This is a genomic window from Streptomyces sp. NPDC091289 (assembly GCF_044757365.1).
Taxonomy (GTDB): domain Bacteria; phylum Actinomycetota; class Actinomycetes; order Streptomycetales; family Streptomycetaceae; genus Streptomyces.
In genome coordinates, this window is sequence record NZ_JBIVUT010000009.1 from 124097 (window position 1) to 141498 (window position 17402).

Below are 17402 nucleotides of genomic sequence, written 5' to 3' on the forward strand. Positions count from 1 at the left end.
CCGGGGTCGACTCATGTGCCCCGGGGTTCCTCGGGCCGCCTGCGGGTCATCGAGCTAGGAGAGAGATACGGGATGGGACTTCGCGCACAGGTACGGACGCGGGACGGCTGGGCGGTCCAGCACGCCGTCGTGACGGTCACCGACATGACCGGCGCCCAGGTGCTGCGGGCCGCGGCCGACGAGGACGGGGCCGTCCGCACGGACGGATCCCTGGCGGCCGGCGCGTACACGGTGATCGTCACGGCGGTCGGGTACGCCCCCGCCGCCTCCACCGCCCTCGTCACCGCGAGCGGCCGGATCGAGGGCGGCCAGATCGTGCTGGCCCGTCAGGGCGGGGTGGAGCTGCCGCCGCCGGGCGCCTGGTCGCTGGATCCCGCGCACTCCTCGGTCGGCGCGGTCGCCCAGCACCTGGGGATCTCCAGCGTGCACGGCCGGTTCACCGACTTCGGCGGCCGGATCGAGATCGCCGAGGAGATCGGCAGCTCCCGGGTCGACGCGGTGATCAGGGCGGCCAGCATCGACACCGGCAACGGCATGCGGGACAAGCACCTGCGCTCGCCCGACTTCCTGGACGTGGAGCGGTATCCGGAGATCGCCTACAGCTCCACCGGCCTCGCCCCGGCCGGGCCCGACCGCTGGACCGTGCACGGCGAGCTGACGATGCACGGCGTCTCCCGCCCGGTCGACCTGGACCTCAGCTACCTCGGCACCGGGCCCGACCCGTGGGGCGGGGTGCGCGCGGCCTTCCACGCCACCGCCGAACTGCGCCGCGACGACTTCGCGATGAACTACAACCAGGTCGTCCAGGCGGGCATCTCCGCGATCGGCACGACCCTGCGCGTGGAGCTGGACATCCAGGCGGTCCAGGGCGAAGCACTGCCCGGCTAGCGCCTTGGGCACCGGGCCCGGTCGTAGGGTGGTGGGCATGGCACCGAACATCGCGACCAACACCGCCGTGGACCTCGACGCGTTGCTGGCGTTCGTACGCCCCCGGCACCGGGCGGTCCTGCTCACCACCCGGGCCGACGGCCGCCCCCAGGGCTCCCCGCTGACCTGCGGCGTGGACGACGCGGGACGGATCGTCATGTCGACGTACCCCGAGCGTGCCAAGACCCGCAACGCGCGCCGCGACGAGCGGGTCAGCGTGATCGTGCTGTCGGACGAGTGGGACGGGCCGTGGGTGCAGGTCGACGGTACGGCGGAGGTCATCGACGCCCCGGACTCGGTCGAGCCGCTGGTGGAGTACTTCCGGAACATCTCGGGCGAGCATCCGGACTGGGACGAGTACCGGGCGGCGATGGTGAAGCAGGGCAAGTCGATCATCCGGGTCACCCCGGAGCGCTGGGGCCCCGTCGCCACCGGCGGCTTCCCCGCCCGCCTGGCCCCGGGGAGCTGACGCCACGATGACCACGGCTCCGCTGCCCGCGCCCGACGCCCTCGCACGGGCCCTGCTGCTGGTCGCGCCCTCGCTCGACGGTGATCTCGTACGGGAGGTGGAGCGGATCACCGGGCGCGGCGCGGAGCCGCTGACGGACACTCCGCCGCCGGACGACGCGCCCCTCCTGTGCGTGGGCGAGACGCTGCCCGACGCGCTGCGGACGGACCGTCTGCTCTGGTTCCACAGCGTCAACGCCGGGACGGACCCGCTGCTCTCCGCCGGACCCTGGCCCGCCCCGGCGCTCCTGACCCGGACCGTGGGCCGGATGGGCGAGCGGATCGCGCAGTACGTCCTGGGCTGGATGCTCGCCGAGTGCCAGGCCGTACCGGAGTTCACCGACCGGCACGCCCGCGCGCACTGGGAGCGCCTGCCCACGGAGCTCGTCGCCGAGCAGACCGCCCTGATCTACGGGACCGGCCGCATCGGCGCGGCCGTCGGGCGGCTGCTGGGGGCCTGCGGGGTGCGCACGGTCGGCGTCGCCCGCACGACGCGGTCCGGGCCGCCGCAAGGTTCCGGCCCGGTGGTGCCGGGATCCGCCCGGGTGGTGCCGGGCTTCGACCGGGTGGTGCCGGGCTTCGACCGCGTGGTGCCGGGCTTCGACCGCGTGATCGGGGCCGGTGAGGACACCGAAGCGCTGGGCGAGGCCCGTTGGGTGATCTCCACCCTGCCGTTGACCGGGGCCACGGAGGGCTTCTTCGGGGCCGCCCGGTTCGCGGCGGTGCGCGGGGCGACGTTCGTCAACGTGGGGCGCGGCGCGACCGTGGACATGGGGGCGCTGGAGACCGCGCTGCGGGACGGCCGGCTGCGGCGGGCCGTGCTGGACGTGCTGCCGACGGAACCGGCCGCACCCGGGGACCCCGTGTGGAAGCTGCCGCGTACGGTCATCACCTCGCACTCCTCGGGGATCACCACCGACGAGGACATCCACACCGACTTCGCCGCCTGCTGGAAGACCGTGGCGGCGGGCCGGCGGCCCGAGCTGACGGTGGACGTGGGGCGCGGCTACTGAGCGGTCGCCGGAAGACCGGCTACTGGGTCGGAGACGTGGTCCGGTCGCGCACCGTCTCGATGCCCGCGATCACCATGTCCAGCGCGAAGACGAAGTCCCGCTCGCGCATCTCCTCGACCGTGTCGCCGCCCCGGGCCGCCATCACGGCGTCGGAGTACTCGGTGATCTCCCGCAGGTGCGGCTGCGCCCTGATCGTGCCCATCGCCCGCTGGTGGTACTCGTCCTGGGTGAGCCCGGTCGCGTCGCACCGCGCCTTGAAGTGGCCCTCGACGGTGCCGAATCCGTACACGAACTGGAAGACCGCCGAGAGCGCGCCCGTCTGCCGCTCCAGGGGCAGGCCGGTGGCCCGGACGATGTCCTGGACGGCGTACGAGAACAGCATGGAGTTCGGGCCGATGTTGAGGAAGGTCCCGGCCAGCGGGGAGATCCAGATGTGGCGGACGAGGAGTTCGCGGTAGCTGCGGGCCACCTCCCGCAGCCGGTCCTGCCAGTCGGCGTCCTCGCGGGGCGGGGCGATCTCGGCGTAGACCGAGTCGAGCGCCAGTTCCAGGAGGTCGTCCTTGGTGTCGACGTACCAGTAGAGGGACATCGCGGTGACGTCCAGTTCGGCGGCGAGCCGGCGCATGGAGAACTTGGCGAGGCCGTCGGCGTCCAGCAGCCGCACCGACGCCTCGGTGATCCGGTTGCGGTCCAGGCCCGCCGGGGACTCCGACCTGCGGGAGCGCGAAGGGGGCCGCCGGTCCAGCCATACGCTGGTCCGCGCGGCGCTGCCCGCACGGCCGGACGCGGAGGCAGAGGTGGAGGTGGAGGTGGAGGTGGAGTCCGGCCCTGAGTCCGGCCCGGAGCCGGACGCGGAGGTGGAGCCAGGCTCGGAGCCGGTCTCGGGGCCGGTCTCGGACGCGGACACCATGGCGCACTCTCCTCGTCTCGCTCGGACCGCCCACCGAGCTGTCCTGCCGAAAGGGGGCGGGACCTGGCGGGTCCTGCCGGAAGGGGGGCGGCGTACCGGATGCCGACGGTCCGGTACGCGCGTCCCGTCCGATGCTATGCCGCCGGTCCCGGCGGGTCCGACCGGTCCCCGGCCTTCTCCAGCCGTGCGGCCCGCTCGGCAGCGGCGTCGCTTGCCGCCCCTGCAGTCTCCCCAGCAGGCGCGGCGGCACTCGCGTCGGCGGTCACGGGGACGGTCACGGGGGCCGTCACGGGGGCGGTGGTCCCCGCCTCCGTGAGCGCCGACGCGGCCGACGCCTCCACCCGCTCGGCCCGGCGCAGCAGGAGCGCGGCGAGCAGACCGCCCGCCAGCACCGCGACCGCGCCGACCAGTTGGCTGACCTCCAGGCCCGAGGCGAAGGCGTCCTTGATCTGCTCCCGGGCGGCGGGCCCGTCGGCCGCGGCCAGGGCCGCGGGCAGCGAGGCGGCGCCGACGGCGGCCGGTACGAGGGCGGCGAACCGGGCGTTCATCACCGCGCCGAGCACCGCGACCCCGAGCCCGTTGCCGAACTCCGCGAGCGTCCCGTTGACCCCCGCGCCCACCCCGGCCTTCTCCGGCGGGATGGCGCTCATGATGGCGTTAGCCATCGCGGGCATCGCCAGCGCGATCCCCGCCCCCATCACGACCAGGCCGAACAGCATGCCGCTGTAGCCGTGCCGGCCGAGCAGCGCGATGGCGGCGAGTCCGGCCGCCAGGCAGCTCATCCCCGCCGCGATGACGACGGGCGTCCCGATCTTCCGCACGAGCCGGGCGCCCAGGCCGGTCAGGTTGAGGGCGATCACGGTGAGCGCCATCGGAGCCGTCCGCAGGCCCGCCTCCAACGGCCCGTACCCGAGCACGAACTGCAGGTGCTGGGTGAGCAGGAAGAGCGAACCGCCCATGCCGAAGGCGACCAGGATCGCGCCCGCCACCGCGCCGATGAACTTCTGGTTCCGGAAGAAGTGCATGTCGAGCATCGGGTTCGGGATGTGCAGCTCCCACAGGACGAACCCGGTCATCACCGCGGCCCCGATGAACACCGTCAGCAGCACCCGGCCGGACGCCCAGCCGTGCTCGGGCCCGGAGATGATCGCGAAGACGACGGCGGTCATACCGATCGTGGAGAGCAGCGCGCCCAGCAGGTCGGGCCGCTCCCCCTGGCCGCTCTTCGACTCCGGTACGAGCCGGACGACGGCTGCCAGGGCGATCAGGGCGACCGGGATGTTGATGAGGAAGATCGCGCCCCACCAGAAGTGGTCGAGGACGAACCCGCCGAACAGCGGCCCCGCCGCGAAGCCGAGGGAGCTGACGGTCGACCAGATGCCGATCGCCTTGACCCGCTCGGTGTCGTCGAAGATCTGGACCACGACGGCGAGCGTGGTGGTGAGCAGCAGCGCGCCGCCGACGCCCATCCCGGCGCGGGCGGCGATGAGCTGGCCCGAGGACTGGGAGAGCCCCGCCACCAGCGAGCCGATGCCGAACAGGGCGAGGCCCACGATCAGCATCTTCTTGCGCCCGTAGCGGTCGGCGGAGCTGCCCGCGGTGAGCAGCAGACCGGCCTGGACGAGGGAGTAGGCGTTGATCATCCACTGCACGTCGGCGGTGGAGGCGTTCAGCTCCGTGGTGAGGGAGGGGATCGCGACGTTGAGGACGGTGTTGTCGAGCAGCACCGTGAGCTGGGCCAGGCAGATGACGCCGAGGATCAGCCAGCGCTGCGGATGCCCCTGGGGGGCGAGATCGGTTCGCTGTGCGGCGGGCGCCGTCATGCGGGCTCCTTGGGCTCCGGGGGGTTAGTTGTACGGCGTACAAGACTGAGCGATGTACACCGTAAGGCAGCTCTTGTACGACGTACAAGTCGAATATCCGTGCCGACGGACCGGCCGCGCCGGTGGGACCCGCGCGGTGACCGGGCGGTACGGTTCTCGCCGCTGACCTGACAAAGGCCGCGATATCCGGCTGGTTGGAGAGCCATGTCACTGCGTCGACGCACCTCTCGACTCCCTCAACTCCTGCTCGCCACCGCCCTCTTCGGGGCGCTCATCGCACCGCCCGCCGCCGCCGTCACGACGCCCCGCGCCCCTTCCGGCGGGGAGTTTCCGCTGCGGGTCGCCACGTACAACATCCACGCCGGGGCAGGCATGGACGGCGTCTTCGATCTGGACCGTCAGACCGCCGAACTCCGGTTACTGGACGCGGATGTGATCGGGCTTCAGGAGGTCGACCGGCACTGGGGAGACCGCAGCGGCTGGCGGGACCTCGCGGGCGAGCTGGCGCGGCGGCTGCGCATGCACGTCTCGTTCGCGCCGATCTACAGCCTGGACCCGGCCGAACCGGGCGGGCCCCGGGCGGAGTACGGGGTGGCCGTGCTGTCGCGGCACCGGATCGTGAGCGCCGAGAACCACGAGATCACCCGCCTCTCGACCCAGGACCCGAACCCGGTCCCGACCCCCGCGCCGGGGTTCGGCGAGGTCGTCGTACGGGTGCGGGGGCTGCCCGTACACGTGTACGTGACCCACCTCGACTACCGCCCGGACCCCGCCGTCCGCGTCGCCCAGGTCGCCGACACCCGGCGGATCATGGCCGAGGACCGGGGCCCGCGGATCCTGCTCGGCGACTTCAACGCGGAGCCCGCCGCCCCCGAACTGGCCCCGCTGTGGCGGGAGCTGGCGGACGCCGACCCGGGCGCGCCCACCTTCCCGGCGCAGGACCCGGTCAAGCGGATCGACTACGTGGCGGTGTCGAAGGGCGGGCCGGGGAGCGGGCCGGGGAGCGGGCCGCGCGGCGGGATCAGGGTGCGGAAGGCGTGGGTGCCGGAGAGCGTCGCGTCCGACCACCGGCCCGTGGTGGCGGACCTGTTGGTAGGGGGGCGGGGCCGATGAATCCGGACCGCTACGGGAGTCTCCATCGGCATCTTCGGCATCTTCGGCTTGAACGCTTCCTTTTACGGCTGGAGTGCGTCTTCCAGCCCGGGGGCGGGCGAAGAGCCCCGAGAGAACACGCGGTACCGGACGAAGGGCGACGACGACCATGACCACCACCACCCTGACCGAACTGCTGGACACCCACATCGCCAGGGGATCGATGCCGGGCGCGGTGGCCCTGATCGCCCGGGGCGAACGGGCCGAGGTGGTGTCGGCCGGTACGGCCGGCCTGGCCGGGTCCGCGCCGATGCGGCGGGACTCGCTCTTCCGCCTCGCCTCGATCACCAAGCCGATCGTGGCGGCGGCCGCCATGACGCTCGTCGACGACGGCCTGATCGCCCCCGCCGACCCGGTGGCCGCCTGGCTGCCCGAGCTGGCATCGCCGCTGGTCGTACGGACCCCGGAGAGCCCGGTCGACGACGTGGTGTCGGCGGTCCGCCCGATCACGCTGCTGGACCTGCTGACCTTCCGGGCCGGATACGGCTTCCCGTCCGACTTCTCGCTCCCGGCCGTCGCCCCGTTGTTCGCCGAGCTGAAGCAGGGCCCGCCGCAGCCGCAGGACGGCCTCGCGCCGGACGCCTGGATGGCCGCGCTGTCCCGTGTCCCGTTGCTGCACCAGCCGGGCGACGGCTGGCTCTACAACACGTGTTCCGACATCCTCGGCGTCCTCGTCGCCCGGGTCGCCGACCGCCCGCTGCCCGCGTATCTGGCGGAGCGGCTGTTCGAGCCGCTGGGCATGACGGACACCGCTTTCGCCGTGGAGCCCGCCGCGCTGGACCGGTTCACCGGCTACTACCGGGCCGGGGCGGACGACGGAAGCGATCCGGAGCTGGTGGACGCCCCGGACGGGCAGTGGAGCAGCCCACCCCCGTTCCCGTCGGGCGCCGGCGGCCTGGTCTCGACCGTCGACGACTGGTACGCCTTCGGCCGGATGCTGCTCGCCGGGGGCCTGAACGACGACGGTCACCGGGTGCTGGCCGCCGAGTCGGTCCGCCAGATGATCACCGACCACCTGACCCCGGAGCAGCGCGCGGGGAGCGGGCTGTTCACGGAGGGCCAGGGCTGGGGGTTCGGCGGTGCGGTGGACGTCGAGCTCACGGCCCCGTGGAACGTCCTCGGCCGCTACGGCTGGGTCGGCGGCACCGGCACCACGGCGCACATCATCCCGTCCACGGGCACGGTCGCGGTCCTGCTCACGCAGATGGCCATGGGCGGGCCCGCCGCACCGGAGGTGATGCGGGACTTCTGGACGTACGCGGCCGGGTTCTGATCCCGGCCGCGTACGCCACCGGGCCTCAACTCGTCGGCTGCGTCAGGTCGTAGAACGTGGCGCTGCCGACGGTGACCTCGGTGAAGTTCTCCGTCACCCAGGAGGAGATCCGGGAGGAGGTGCCGGAGGAACCCCCGGGGCCACCGCCTGTACCGCCGCCCATGCCACCACCCATGCCGCCGCCCGAGACGAAGTAGTGGATCTTCCCCTCCGCGACGTACTTCTTGAACTGGGCGAGCGTCGGTGACGGGTCGCTCCCGTTGAAGCCGCCGATCGCCATCACCGGCTCGCCGGTGGCCAGTTGGTAGCTGGCCGCGTTCTGCGCGCCGACGGCTGCGGCGACCCAGGTGTAGTCGTCCTCGCCCTTCTCCAGCAGCGCCTTCGCCTCGGCGTCGACGGTCGCGCCATTGAGCAGCCCGCCCATGCCACCGCCGCCGGCACCACCGCCGCCTCCGGCCCTCATGCCCTCGCCGAAGCCGGGGTTCGCGCCGGTGCCCGTACCCGTGCCCGTACCTGTCCCCGTACCCGTGCCGCCGGGTGCGGTTCCTCCGGGCTGCGTGGGCATACCGCCCGGAGGCTGCCGCATGCCGCCGCGCTGACCGCCGTCACCGCCACCGTCACCGGTGCCGGGACCTCCGGGGCCGCCCCGGCCACGGCCGCCACCGGGCCCGCCCATGCCGAACCCGCCCGCCGTCGAAGGCCCGGCGGTCACGATCGACCCCTGGTGGCCGCTGTTCAGGGTGCTGACGGTGTACGCCGTCGGCCCCGCCAGCGACGCCGCGCAGCTCAGGGCCACCACGCCGAGGGCCAGGCCCCGCCCGCCGAACCGCCCCACGACCAGCAGCCCGAGCGCGCCGACGATCCCGCCCGCGAGCACCGCCCACCGCAGCCACGGCAGGTAGTCCGGAGTGCGGCCCAGCAGGACGTACGCCCAGACCACCGTCGCGACGACCGTGCCCGCGAGCACCGCACGCGGCCACCACGCACCCCGCTCCTCCCACAGCACCGTGACGCCCATGGCGACGAGCGCCGCGACGTACGGGGCGAGGGCCACCGTGTAGTACTGGTGGAAGATCCCGGCCATGAAGCTGAACACGGCCGCGGTCATGATCAGCGCACCGCCCCAGGCGACGAACGCGGCCCGCGCGGAGTCGGTCCGGGCCGCCTTCCGGGTCAGCCAGAGACCGGCCACCAGCAGGATCAGCGCGGCGGGCAGCAGCCAGGCGATCTGGCCGCCGATCTCGGAGTTGAACATCCGCCCGATGCCGGTCTCACCCCAGCCACCCCCGCCACGGCCACCGCCCCCGCCCCCGACGCTCCCGGTCTCCTCGCCGTTGATCCGGCCGAGCCCGTTGTAGCCGAAGGTCAGCTCCAGGAAGGAGTTGTTCTGCGAGCCCCCGACGTACGGCCGCGAGGACGCGGGCATCAGCTCCACGATCGCGACCCACCAGCCACCGGCGACGACCATCGTCAGGGCGGACAGGGCGAGTTGGCCGAGCCGCTTCCGTACGGGAACGGGGGCGCACACCGCGTACAGCACGGCCAGCGGCGGCAGGATCAGGAACGCCTGGAGGGTCTTCGTCAGGAACGCGAACCCGACCGCGGCCCCCGCCCACAGCAGCCACGTCGTCCGCCCCTGCTCCAGCGCCCGCAGCACGCACCACACCGTGACGGTCATCAGCAGGGCGAGCAGCGCGTCCGGGTTGTTGAAGCGGAACATCAGCGCGGCGACGGGCGTCAGCGCGAACACGCCCACCGCGATCAGCCCGGCGACCGGCCCGAAGCGACGGCGTACGGCGGTGTTCAGCACGGCCGCCGTGGCGAGCGCCATCAGGACCTGAGGGGCCAGGATCGCCCAGGAGTTGAGCCCGAAGAGCCGTACGGAGAGAGCCATCGGCCAGAGCGCGGCGGGCGGCTTGTCGACGGTGATGGCGTTCGCCGAGTCGAGCGAGCCGAAGAAGAGGGCCTTCCAGCTCTGGCTGCCCGCCTGGACGGCAGCGGAGTAGAAGGAGTTGGCGTACCCGGAGGCGCTGAGGTTGTAGAGGTACGCGAGCCCGACGGCCAGGAGGAGCCCGTACAGCGCGGGTCGCGCCCAGCGGGGGCCCGGGGCGCGTTCCGGCGGGGGTGCCTGAACCGGCGGCGGGGCGGCGGCGGTCGTGGTCATCGGACGTCCTCGGAGTCGGGTTCGGGTTCGGGCTCGGGCTCGGGCTCGGGTTCGGGTTCGGGCTCGGGCTCGGGCTCGGGCTCGGGCTCGGGCTCGAGTTCGAGTTCGAGTTCGAGTTCGAGTTCGGGTTCGAGTTCGGGTTCGGGGCAGGCGCGGGCCGGGAAGACCCAGGCGCGCAGGAGCAGGAAGCGCAGCACGGTGGCGGCGAGGTTGGCGGTGATCAGGACGGCCAGTTCCGTGGAGTGCGAGGGCGACCCGGAGGCCGCCCCGAGCGCCGCGAGCGAGCCGCTGGTCAGCGCGAGGCCGATGGCGAACACGACCAGCCCCTGCGCCTGATGGCGGACGGCCCCGCCCCGGCCGCGTACGCCGAAGGTGAGCCGGCGGTTGGCGGCGGTGTTGGCGACGGCGGAGACGAGCAGCGCGCCGCCGTTGGCGAGCTGCGGGCCGACGCCGAGCCGGAAGAGGGAGTACAGGGCGAGGTAGAAGAGGGTGGACAGGGCCCCCACGACGCAGAACCCGACCAGCTGACGGGCCAGTCCGCCCGGCACCCCGGTCAGCGCCCGGTCGCGCGGATCGTCCCCGAAGGGCCGGGCCAGCCGGTCCAGCGGCAGTGCGCCGACGGCCAGCGCCCGCCCCACCCGCCACACGCCTTTCAGGTCCTCGGTGGCCGTCCGCACGATGTGGACCGTCGAGTCGGGGTCGTCGATCCAGTCGACGGGCACCTCGTGGATGCGCAGCCCGGCCCGCTCGGCGAGGACGAGCAGCTCGGTGTCGAAGAACCAGCCGCTGTCCTCCACCATCGGCAGCAGCCGCTCGGCCACCTCGCGCCGGATCGCCTTGAACCCGCACTGGGCGTCGCTGAACCCGGCGGCCAGGGAGGAGCGCAGGATCAGGTTGTAGGCGCGCGAGATGAACTCCCGCTTCGGCCCCCGCACCACCCGCGAACTCCGGGCCAGCCGCGAGCCGATGGCCAGGTCGGAGTGGCCGGAGATCAGCGGGGCGACCAGCGGGAGGAGCGCGTTGAGGTCGGTGGAGAGGTCGACGTCCATATAGGCGAGGACCGGGGCCTCGGAGTCCGCCCAGACCGTACGCAGGGCCCGCCCGCGGCCCTTCTCCTCCAGCCGTACGCACCGCACCCCGGGCAGCTCGGCGGCGAGCGAGGCGGCGACGGCGGGGGTGGAGTCGGTGCTGGCGTTGTCGGCGACGGTGATGCGGAAGGGGTACGGGAAGGTCCGCGCGAGATGGCCGTGGAGGCGCAGGACGCAGGGGCGGAGGTCCTTCTCCTCGTTGTGGACGGGGACGACGACGTCGAGCACGGGGACGCGGGAGGGGGCGGCGGCCGTCTGCCGGGCCGGGAGGTGCTCCCGGCCCGGCAGGAGACCGCGCTCCGCGCCGTCCCCGCTACTGCGGCCGGTCGCGCCGGGGCCGCTCCGGAGGCTGCTGTCGGTGGTCATGGCTCCGACGTTCGCCAACCGCGCTGTCACACCGGTGTGGTGAGCCTGTCCCTGGCCTGTGAGTCCGTACGGATCGCTGGTTCCTCCGCCGGCAGCTCGATCACGAACTCCGTGCGCCCCGGCCCGGACTCCACCGCCACCCGCCCGCCGTGCGCGGAGACGACGGCCTGCACGATGGCGAGGCCGAGTCCGGTGGACCCGGTCGCGGTGCCCGTACCGGCCCCGCGCGAGCGGGAGACGTCGCCCCGGGCGAACCGTTCGAAGACGTGCGGCAGCAGCTCCGCCGGAATGCCGGGCCCGTCGTCCCGTACCGCCAGCGTGACCGGCCCTCCGGCGGACACGGCCGGCGTCACGGAGACGGTGATGGTGGTCCCCGGCGGGGTATGCGTCCGGGCGTTGGCGAGCAGGTTCACCAGCACCTGCCGGATCCGGTCGGGATCGGCGCGTACGGTCACGGGCTCGGCGGCCCCGGGCAGCTCAAGCCGCCAGCGGTGAAGGGATTCCGCATCCGGCCCTCTCGCATCCGGCCCTCCCGTGTCCGCCGCCCGGGCGTCGCTCACCGCGTCCACGACCAGCGGCAGCAGATCGGTGGTGCCGTACGAGAGCGGCCGCCCGGCATCCAGCCGGGCCAGCAACAGCAGATCTTCCACCAGGCCCGTCATCCGGTCCGCCTCGGACTCGATCCGCCCGAGCGCGTGCCGGGTGACCGGATCCGGCTCCGGCGCTTCCCGCCCTCCGGTGGCGCGCCGGGTCAGCTCGGCGTAACCCCGGATCGAAGCCAGCGGGGTGCGCAGCTCATGGCTGGCGTCGGCGACGAACTGCCGGACCCGCATCTCGCTCTCCTGCCGGGCCACGAGCGCCGAACCGACGTGCCCCAGCATCCGGTTGAGCGCCGCGCCCACCTGCCCGACCTCGGTGCGCGGGTCGGCCTCGGCGTCCGGGACGCGTTCGAGGAGGGCCACCTCACCGCTGTGCAGGGGGAGTTCGGATACCCGGGTGGCCGTGGCGGCGACCCGGCGCAACGGCCGCAGGGCGACCCCGACGAGCACGGTGCCCGCGATCGACGCGGCGAGGAGCCCGGCGGCGGTGACGCACACCTCGACGACGATCAGGGTGGTCAGCGCACCGCTCACCTCGGCGCTGGGGATGCCGGCGAGGACGGTGTGTCCGTCGGCGGTGGTCGTGGCCTCCACCCGGTAGCCGCCGAGCCCCGGCAGATCGACGCTCCGGGTCCCCTCACCGGTGCTCGGAGCGGCCTCCTCCAGCGCCTGCCGCTGCTCGCCGGTCAGCGGCTTCGCGCTCTCCTGGGCGCGGAGCCCGCTGTCCTCGACGACCTTCGACGCGGTGACGGACCCGTCGTCACCGACGAGCGCCCCGAACGTGCCGAGCGGCTGCCCGCCCCCGCCGACGAAGCCGAGCGGACCGGCCTCGCGCAGCGCCTGGGGCGCGGGCCCGGGCGCGGGCGGGCGGCCGGCCCGCTCGACGACGGAGTGCAGCTGGTCGTCGAGCTTGCCGTACATGTAGGTGTGGAAGGCGATCGCGGTGACGGACCCGATGACCGCGGCGACGACGGCGATCAGCGAGACGGCCGACACGACGAGCCGGGTCCGCAGCGTCCAGGGCCTGCGCTGCGACTTCATGCGGGGCCCCTACTCACCGGGCTTGATCAGATACCCCGCGCCGCGCCGGGTGTGGATCATCGGCGTGCGACCGGCGTCGATCTTCTTGCGGAGGTACGAGATGTAGAGCTCGACGACGTTGGCCTGGCCGCCGAAGTCGTAGTTCCAGACCCGGTCGAGGATCTGCGCCTTGCTGAGGACCCGGCGGGGATTGCGCATCAGGAAGCGCAGCAGCTCGAACTCGGTGGCCGTGACGTGGATCGCGTCCCCGCCCCGGCTCACCTCGTGGCTGTCCTCGTCCAGGACCAGGTCCCCGACGACGAGCGTGGACTCGCTCCGTCCGGCGGCGACGGCCGAGCCCGAGCGGCGGATGAGGCCGCGCAGCCGGGCCACGACCTCCTCCAGGCTGAACGGCTTGGTGACATAGTCGTCGCCGCCCGCGGTGAGCCCGGCGATCCGGTCCTCGACGGCGTCCCGGGCGGTCAGGAAGAGGACCGGCACATCGGCGTACTCACGGCGCAGCCGGCCCAGCACGGACAGCCCGTCCATGTCCGGGAGCATCACGTCCAGGACCACCGCGTCCGGCCGGAAGTCGCGCGCGGCCCGGACCGCCCCGGCCCCGTCCCCGGCGCTGCGCACCTCCCAGCCCTCGTACCGCAGGGCCATCGAGAGCAGCTCGGTGAGCGGAGCCTCGTCGTCCACGACCAGGACCCGTACGGGGGTACGGTCCGGCCTGAGCAGTTCGGTACGCCCCTGGGGCGAGGTCGTCGTCGTCATGGGAACCACTCTGTGAGGCACCCGTGAGAGAACCCTGACCCGTTCCTGTGAATTTCCTGAGAAAGCGGTCCGTGCGGGCTCGTCACGTACGGGTGGGGAACAACGCGGCGGCGTTCCCATGACAGACCGCCCGCAACCACGCATCGCCCAGCCCGAGCCGTTCCAACGCCTCCAACTGGTGGACGTACGGGTACGGAATGTTCGGGAAGTCCGTCCCCAGCAGGATCCGGTCCCCGAGATCGGCGAGCCGCCCGCGCTCCGCCGCCGGAAAGGGGCTGAACCCCTCACTGAAGTCGGTGAACGCCATCGTCGTATCGAGCCGGACCTCCGGATACGCCTCCGCCAGCGCCAGGAACTCCGCGTACTCCGGCATCCCCATGTGCGCGACGATCAGCCGCAGCCGGGGATGGCGCGCCAGTAGCCGCCCGACCGGCCCGGGCCCGGTGAACTTGCCCGGCGCGGGCCCCGACCCGCAGTGCATGACCACCGGGATCCCGGCCTCCGCGAGCAGCCCCCACACCGGGTCCAGCAACGGATCATTGGCGTCGTAGGCACCCACCTGGAGGTGTGACTTGAACACCCGGGCCCCCGCCTCGACGGCCTCCTTCACATACACCTCCACGTCCTCCTCCGGGAAGAGGGTCGCGGTGTGCAGGCAGTCGGGCGTCCGGGCGGCGAAGTCGGCGGCCCAGCCGTTCAGCCAGCGGGCCATGCCGGGCTTGTGCGGATAGAGCATGGCGGTGAAGCGCAGCACCCCGAAGGACCGCAGGACGGCCAGCCGCGCGTCCTCCTCGTACCGATAGGTGATCGGCCACTCCAGACCGGTGAGCGGCCCGGCGGAGTCGAAGTAGGCCCAGACCTTGCGCAGGACCTGCTCGGGCATGAAGTGGGTGTGCACGTCGATGATCCCGGGCAGCCCGAGCCGCTCCCAGAACCGCACCACGTCATCGCTACCCGTTTCCATGCGCAGTCCCTTTCACCGGTCGTTCAGAACAACCCACCCTGCACACCGCCGCCGCCGATGTCGATGAGGGGGACACGTACATCGCTGTCGGTGACCGCCGTCAGCTGTCGGCCGGTGATCAGCCGCGTATCCAGCACCACCACGCCCGCGCCCGCTCCCGCGGCCTCTCCCCCGCCCACGCCGTCCACCGCGAGGTGCAGATCGGGCCCGGCCGCCGCGACGAGCCGCCCGGCGACCACGCCCCCGTCGACCAGCTCCCGCACCGACCGGACGGGCGCGGGCGACCGGTCGATCCCGAAGATCCCGGCCTGGTCGACGACTTCGAGGGGCAGCCGCTCCAACGACTCGGGCCAGCCGCGCCCTTCGAGCTCCGCCGCCCGCCCGTACAGCTCCGCCACCTCGGCGGCCCGCTCGTCGGGCCCCGGCAGCCGCCCACGCTCGGCCCGCTTCCTGGCGTACGGGATCCGGTCGGGCACCCCGAGGGCCGCCCGCAGCACCTCCTCGGTCCGCCGGGCGGCCATGAGGGGCCCGCGCCCCAGCCAGCCGAAGACCACGGCCCCCTGCTCCCGCAGCCGGGCGGCCCCGCGCTCCTCGCCGGTGATCCCGACCTTGACCAGGCCGGGCCCGAACCACGCGAGGTACACGCGGTACGTCCGGGGGTCGTCCATCATCGTGTCGGCGGCCACCGAATGCACCCGGTCCAGCCGCGCGCACTCGGCGCACCGCCCGCCGGTCGAACGCCCCGGCACCAGGGCCCCCAGCGGGCACACGTTCCCCCGGGCCCCCACGCAGTGCCGCTCCCCGACGACCCGGAACCCGAGGCCGGCCCCGTACGCGAGCACACTCACCCGCCGGTCACGGCCCCGGACCCACCCCAGCTCGGGCACGTCCCCGGGCCACCGCACCCCGGCGCACCACCACTCACCACCGGCCACCCGGACTCCGTTCCCTCTCCGTCACGCTCTCCGCCGCGCTCTGCGTCACGCTCTCCGTCAGGCCCCGCGGCCCGTCGGCTCCTCTGTCGGCTCCTCGATGGTCAGCGTGTACTGCACGCCGACCGCGAAGTCGCCCGACCGGCCACTGATCTTCAGAATGTGCTGCCCCGGCCCCGGTGCGGGCAGCTGGACCCACAGGCCGCATCCGGTGGTGGTGAAGCGCTCCGCCTCTCCCGTGACCGCGTTTCCCTCCCGCCCCCGCACGGTGATCGATTCGCCTGTGTACACCTCCGGTTCGACCGGCCGGCCGTCCAGGAGAGCGGTCCCCTCCGCGTCGCGCATGAAGGCCGCGCAGTCCTGCCCCTCCCCGAAGGTGTTCACGAGCGGGAAGGCGATCGGACGCCCTTCCGGGACCGTGCACCTCCGCTCGACCTCGCCGCCGAAGGTGCCCGCCAGGAACCAGACGTCCTCCGGCTGATTCCGGTCGCACGCGCTTCCGTCGTCGTCGGCGACGGGGTTGGTCGCCACGGGCTCGGACGCGGCCCATGTCCACCACGCGCCCTGCAACGCGGCGGAAGCGGAAGGGGACGCGGACGCCGGTTCCGCCGCCGTCGACCGGCCCTGGTCCGGGCCGCAGCCCACCACCGAGACCGACACCAGCGCGAGGGCGGCAAGCCCGACGGTTCCCCACCTGAATCTCATACGTCCCCCTGGTCACCGCACGATTACCGGAGCTCCCCGGCCCGGCGCGACATCGAGCGCACACCCTACCCACGCGGCTCCCGGCCCCTCCCGGCCCTTCCGGCCCCTCCCGGCCCTTCCGGCCCCTCCCGGTGGCGGTTCATTCACCGCGCGCGCCCCGCCAGCTAGGATCCGGCCCATGGCGCTGACCGGGAACCAGACGGACGTGTTCGAGGCCTCCATGCCCCGGCTGAAGGCCATCGCCTACCGCCTCCTCGGCTCCGCGAGCGATGCCGAGGACGCCGTGCAGGACACGTACCTGCGCTGGCAGGCCGCCGACATCGACCGCATCGAGGTCCCCGAGGCCTGGCTGACGAAGGTCCTCACCAACCTCTGCCTCAACCAGCTCACCTCGGCGCGCGCCCGGCGCGAGACCTATGTGGGCCAGTGGCTGCCCGAGCCGCTGCTCGCCGGGGACCCGATGCTCGGCCCCGCCGAGACCGTCGAGCAGCGCGAATCCGTCTCGTTCGCGGTCCTCGCCCTCATGGAGCGCCTGTCCCCCAACGAGCGGGTGGTGTACGTGCTGCGGGAGGCCTTCGGCTATCCGCACCGGAGGATCGCGGAGATCCTCGACATCACCGAGGCCGCCGGCCAGCAGATCTTCCACCGCGCCAAGAAGCACATCGCCGAGGGCCGGGCCCGTACCGAGATCGACGAGGCCGCCACCCGGCGGATCGTCGAGGAGTTCCTCACGGCCGCCACCAGCGGCCGAACCGAACCGCTCGTCGAGCTGCTCACCGCGGACGCCGTCGCGATCGGCGACGGCGGCGGAAAGGTCCCGGCCCGTGCGAAGGCGTTCGAGGGGGCCGTGGCCGTCGCGAAGTTCATGCGGAGCCTGTTCACCCCCAACCAGGCCGCCCGCAACCTCCTCGGTGGCACCGCGGAGATCCACGTCTCGTACGCCAACGGGCTGCCCGCGCTCGTGGTCACCGTCGACGGCCGGGTCATCGGCATCATGTGCCTGGAGATCACGGCGGACGGCATCGCCGCCTTCCGCAACCAGGCCAACCCCGACAAGCTCGAACGCGCGACGCGTCAGTGGGCGGCGACGGACCACGGAGAACCAGCCCTCCGCATCAACTAACACTCTGTGACGCACGTCACATTCTCCACCTGTCAGGAATCGACGGGCTGCCCGGTTCA

15 protein-coding genes are annotated in these 17402 nt (G+C 73.2%); 6 read left to right on the forward strand and 9 right to left on the reverse strand.

Annotated features, from left to right (window positions below; translation table 11 throughout):
- Positions 1-72: 72 nt before the first annotated feature.
- From ACIQPT_RS13965 to ACIQPT_RS13975, 3 genes are read left to right on the forward strand one after another with little or no spacing between them, the layout of a single operon-like run.
- The gene (locus tag ACIQPT_RS13965; RefSeq protein ID WP_401155741.1) at positions 73-888 is read left to right on the forward strand and encodes a YceI family protein; all 816 of its coding nucleotides are present in this window, start codon (positions 73-75) and stop codon (positions 886-888) included.
- A 37-nt stretch (positions 889-925) separates the two neighbouring features.
- Positions 926-1396 carry a PPOX class F420-dependent oxidoreductase gene (locus ACIQPT_RS13970; protein WP_401155743.1) on the forward strand — a complete coding sequence of 157 codons (471 nt, stop codon included), beginning with the start codon at positions 926-928 and terminating at the stop codon, positions 1394-1396.
- Positions 1397-1403: 7 nt separating this feature from the next.
- Positions 1404-2447 carry an NAD(P)-dependent oxidoreductase gene (locus tag ACIQPT_RS13975; RefSeq protein WP_401155745.1) on the forward strand — a complete coding sequence of 348 codons (1044 nt, stop codon included), beginning with the start codon at positions 1404-1406 and terminating at the stop codon, positions 2445-2447.
- Positions 2448-2466: 19 nt separating this feature from the next.
- Here the strand turns inward: ACIQPT_RS13975 and ACIQPT_RS13980 are convergent, their stop codons facing one another.
- Positions 2467-3357, reverse strand: a complete 891-nt coding sequence (locus ACIQPT_RS13980; protein WP_401155747.1) for a TetR/AcrR family transcriptional regulator — start codon at positions 3355-3357, stop codon at positions 2467-2469.
- Positions 3358-3491: 134 nt separating this feature from the next.
- Entirely contained in the window at positions 3492-5180 is a 1689-nt protein-coding gene (locus ACIQPT_RS13985; protein ID WP_401155749.1) for an MFS transporter, read from the reverse strand.
- 204 nt (positions 5181-5384) lie between these two features.
- Here ACIQPT_RS13985 and ACIQPT_RS13990 point away from each other — a divergent pair, with 204 nt between their 5' ends.
- On the forward strand, positions 5385-6293 hold the full coding sequence (locus ACIQPT_RS13990) for an endonuclease/exonuclease/phosphatase family protein (protein WP_401155751.1): 909 nt from the start codon (positions 5385-5387) through the stop codon (positions 6291-6293).
- Positions 6294-6441: 148 nt separating this feature from the next.
- On the forward strand, positions 6442-7605 hold the full coding sequence (locus ACIQPT_RS13995) for a serine hydrolase domain-containing protein (protein WP_401155753.1): 1164 nt from the start codon (positions 6442-6444) through the stop codon (positions 7603-7605).
- Positions 7606-7630: 25 nt separating this feature from the next.
- Here the strand turns inward: ACIQPT_RS13995 and ACIQPT_RS14000 are convergent, their stop codons facing one another.
- From ACIQPT_RS14000 to ACIQPT_RS14030, 7 genes are all read right to left on the reverse strand, one after another.
- Positions 7631-9769 carry a glycosyltransferase family 39 protein gene (locus ACIQPT_RS14000; RefSeq protein WP_401155755.1) on the reverse strand — a complete coding sequence of 713 codons (2139 nt, stop codon included), beginning with the start codon at positions 9767-9769 and terminating at the stop codon, positions 7631-7633.
- On the reverse strand, positions 9766-11223 hold the full coding sequence (locus ACIQPT_RS14005; protein ID WP_401155757.1) for a glycosyltransferase: 1458 nt from the start codon (positions 11221-11223) through the stop codon (positions 9766-9768). Before ACIQPT_RS14005 ends, ACIQPT_RS14000 begins: the two co-directional genes overlap by 4 nt.
- A gap of 26 nt (positions 11224-11249) precedes the next feature.
- Positions 11250-12863: a sensor histidine kinase gene (locus tag ACIQPT_RS14010; RefSeq protein WP_401155759.1), complete on the reverse strand. Its 1614-nt coding sequence runs from the start codon at positions 12861-12863 to the stop codon at positions 11250-11252.
- Between the two features lie 9 nt (positions 12864-12872).
- Positions 12873-13619 (reverse strand): response regulator transcription factor, encoded by a 747-nt coding sequence (locus ACIQPT_RS14015; RefSeq protein ID WP_030576233.1) that lies wholly within the window; start codon positions 13617-13619, stop codon positions 12873-12875.
- 82 nt (positions 13620-13701) lie between these two features.
- Complete coding sequence (locus tag ACIQPT_RS14020; protein ID WP_401155761.1) at positions 13702-14583, reverse strand: amidohydrolase family protein; 882 nt, start codon at positions 14581-14583, stop codon at positions 13702-13704.
- Between the two features lie 23 nt (positions 14584-14606).
- Positions 14607-15518: a DUF2797 domain-containing protein gene (locus tag ACIQPT_RS14025; RefSeq protein WP_401155763.1), complete on the reverse strand. Its 912-nt coding sequence runs from the start codon at positions 15516-15518 to the stop codon at positions 14607-14609.
- Between the two features lie 57 nt (positions 15519-15575).
- A complete protein-coding gene (locus tag ACIQPT_RS14030; RefSeq protein WP_401155765.1) occupies positions 15576-16220 on the reverse strand; it encodes a signal protein in 645 nt (214 codons plus the stop codon).
- A 178-nt stretch (positions 16221-16398) separates the two neighbouring features.
- Between ACIQPT_RS14030 and sigJ the strand changes: the two genes are divergently transcribed.
- Positions 16399-17343 carry an RNA polymerase sigma factor SigJ gene (gene sigJ / locus ACIQPT_RS14035; RefSeq protein WP_401155767.1) on the forward strand — a complete coding sequence of 315 codons (945 nt, stop codon included), beginning with the start codon at positions 16399-16401 and terminating at the stop codon, positions 17341-17343.
- Positions 17344-17402: the final 59 nt, after the last annotated feature.

Bases quoted from the DNA above. Each gene is read 5' to 3' on its own strand.
- ACIQPT_RS14030 (WP_401155765.1), bottom strand. From the start codon at position 16,220: ATGAGATTCAGGTGGGGAACCGTCGGGCTTGCCGCCCTCGCGCTGGTG.
- ACIQPT_RS13980 (WP_401155747.1), bottom strand. From the start codon at position 3,357: ATGGTGTCCGCGTCCGAGACCGGCCCCGAGACCGGCTCCGAGCCTGGC.
- ACIQPT_RS13990 (WP_401155751.1), top strand. From the start codon at position 5,385: ATGTCACTGCGTCGACGCACCTCTCGACTCCCTCAACTCCTGCTCGCC.
- ACIQPT_RS13965 (WP_401155741.1), top strand. From the start codon at position 73: ATGGGACTTCGCGCACAGGTACGGACGCGGGACGGCTGGGCGGTCCAG.
- ACIQPT_RS14020 (WP_401155761.1), bottom strand. From the start codon at position 14,583: ATGGAAACGGGTAGCGATGACGTGGTGCGGTTCTGGGAGCGGCTCGGG.
- ACIQPT_RS14010 (WP_401155759.1), bottom strand. From the start codon at position 12,863: ATGAAGTCGCAGCGCAGGCCCTGGACGCTGCGGACCCGGCTCGTCGTG.
- ACIQPT_RS13970 (WP_401155743.1), top strand. From the start codon at position 926: ATGGCACCGAACATCGCGACCAACACCGCCGTGGACCTCGACGCGTTG.
- ACIQPT_RS14005 (WP_401155757.1), bottom strand. From the start codon at position 11,223: ATGACCACCGACAGCAGCCTCCGGAGCGGCCCCGGCGCGACCGGCCGC.
- ACIQPT_RS13975 (WP_401155745.1), top strand. From the start codon at position 1,404: ATGACCACGGCTCCGCTGCCCGCGCCCGACGCCCTCGCACGGGCCCTG.
- ACIQPT_RS13985 (WP_401155749.1), bottom strand. From the start codon at position 5,180: ATGACGGCGCCCGCCGCACAGCGAACCGATCTCGCCCCCCAGGGGCAT.
- ACIQPT_RS14015 (WP_030576233.1), bottom strand. From the start codon at position 13,619: ATGACGACGACGACCTCGCCCCAGGGGCGTACCGAACTGCTCAGGCCG.
- sigJ (WP_401155767.1), top strand. From the start codon at position 16,399: ATGGCGCTGACCGGGAACCAGACGGACGTGTTCGAGGCCTCCATGCCC.
- ACIQPT_RS14000 (WP_401155755.1), bottom strand. From the start codon at position 9,769: ATGACCACGACCGCCGCCGCCCCGCCGCCGGTTCAGGCACCCCCGCCG.
- ACIQPT_RS13995 (WP_401155753.1), top strand. From the start codon at position 6,442: ATGACCACCACCACCCTGACCGAACTGCTGGACACCCACATCGCCAGG.